Origin of the sequence: Curvibacter sp. CHRR-16, assembly GCF_018474005.1 — a bacterium.
Classification (GTDB): domain Bacteria; phylum Pseudomonadota; class Gammaproteobacteria; order Burkholderiales; family Burkholderiaceae_C; genus Allorhodoferax.
The window spans coordinates 1-1,521 of sequence record NZ_JAHCSH010000019.1; the positions used below are offsets into that span (position 1 = coordinate 1).

A 1,521-nucleotide genomic window follows, 5' to 3' on the forward strand; every position below is an offset into this window, starting at 1 on the left:
CTAACGAATGAAAGGGACTTCCCCGTCCCAAGCGAGCCGCGTGCCCATAGGGTTGCGGTTTACGGCAACAAAGTGCCACGATGGAGAGGCAAAACTGTTCATCAACTCACTTTAATGGAAGGGGAAGTCATGGCTATCGTAACCGTAGGAATCGACCTAGCAAAGAACGTCTTTGCAGTGCATGGCGTAGATGAATCAGGCAAAGCAGTGCTGGTACGTCCCGAAGTGCCACGCGCCAAGCTGCTCGAACTCATCGCCAACCTGCCAGCCTGCCTCATTGGCATGGAAGCTTGCTCCGGTGCACACCACTGGGCAAGGCAATTTGCTGCATTCGGCCACACCGTTCGCCTGATGGCCCCCAAATTCGTGGCGCCCTACCGCATGAGCGGCAAGCGTGGCAAGAACGATGCAGCCGATGCCGCCGCCATCTGCGAAGCCGTCACCCGCCCCACCATGCACTTTGTACCCATCAAGAGCGTCGAACAACAATCACGCCTGTTTGTGCACCGCGCCCGCCAAGGCTACGTGGAGCAGCGCACCGCGCTGATCAACCGCATTCGTGGCTTACTGTCTGAGCTGGGCATCGTGCTGCCGCTCAAAGCAGCAACAGTGCGCCAAGAGGCGCACAAGCATTTGGAAGACCTGCCCGGCTGGTGCAACACCGTTGTCGGAGATGCGCTCAGTGAATTGACTCACTTGGATGTGCGTATTGCCCAGTACGACCAGTACATCGAACAAGCTGCCAAAGAAGACGAGCAATCCAGGCAACTGATGCAGCTCTCTGGCATAGGCCCGACCACCGCCAGCGCAATAGTGGCCACCGTAGGTAAGGGGCATGACTTCTCTTGTGGTCGCCAGTTCTGTGCCTGGCTGGGTTTGGTGCCGGGGCAGTACAGCTCAGGGGGTAAGCAGCGCCTGGGGCGCATCACCAAGGCAGGTGACCCTTATCTGCGCACGCTGCTCATCATGGGAGCCAAGGCGGTACTGGCAGCTGCCAAGAACAAGAGCGATGCGGTAAGCCGCTGGGCGATCAGTGTGCAGGAGCGTCGGGGTTACTGGAAGGCTGTGGTGGCCGTGGCTGCGAAGAATGCGCGTATGTGCTGGGCCATGTTGCAGCAAGGCGAGTCCTTCAAGATGCCTGCCTGAGCGATACAGGCGCACGCCGACAGTTGAAGTTGTAGATGTCACCGTGTGATTGAGAAGTCGTTGATGAGTGAAAGGTTGGGACCTGCGCCGGGGAATGCTCGATCATCTCTAGGGAGGTAGCAGTCTGGGAAACTAGGCTGAACTCCGACTAACGAATGGAGCCCTCGGCGCGCGTCTTTCATCAGGGTCAGCAAGAGAAGCTTGCAGTAATGACCGTTTGTAGTTTCGCCGTCCACATGCCTTGCGCTCAATAGGCAACGACACAGATCACGCAGTGATAGGCAAGGGGAAGAAGGAATCAGGTTTCGTGGTCAATCGCTGCGCGATTCACCACGATGGGATTCTGTTTGACAAAGGTGGGGAAGCCCTTGTAGT

General features: G+C 57.5%; 1 protein-coding gene. It reads left to right on the forward strand.

What is annotated here, in order from left to right:
- Window positions 1-129: 129 nt before the first annotated feature.
- Window positions 130-1,146: an IS110 family RNA-guided transposase gene (locus tag KIK84_RS16430; protein ID WP_214124205.1), complete on the forward strand. Its 1,017-nt coding sequence runs from the start codon at window positions 130-132 to the stop codon at window positions 1,144-1,146.
- Window positions 1,147-1,521: the final 375 nt, after the last annotated feature.